This is a genomic window from Bradyrhizobium sp. Kon56, from assembly GCF_055807635.1.
In genome coordinates, this window is sequence record NZ_JBVVOU010000296.1 from 1 (window position 1) to 311 (window position 311).

The window sequence follows — 311 nt, forward strand, 5'->3', positions numbered from 1 at the left end:
GTACGACTGCCGAGGCGGTCGAGCGTGGCTGCACATTGATGCTGAGGGGGTTTGTGCTGACCCAAGTCGAGCTTGCCAGGAGTTATTGGGGGGATGACTTCACAGTGTTCTTGACAGGTGGAGATGCTGATCTGGTGTTCGATGCTGTGCCGCAGGCGCGGCTTGTTCTTCCAGGCCGCCGATCCCCTGCCCCGTGATTGCATCATCGGGCGCAACGGCGTCGACCTGATGGACACCTGGCGCGACGGCGCCCATGCCTACAAGGGCACGACGGTGCCGGGCTATCCCAACCTGTTCCTCATCGTCGGACC

At 62.4% G+C, this 311-nt stretch carries 1 protein-coding gene; it reads left to right on the forward strand.

The features are described from left to right. Positions 1-123: 123 nt before the first annotated feature. A partial coding sequence (locus tag AC0L3B_RS39030; RefSeq protein WP_473383030.1) for a hypothetical protein occupies positions 124-311 on the forward strand: 188 nt, incomplete at its 3' end.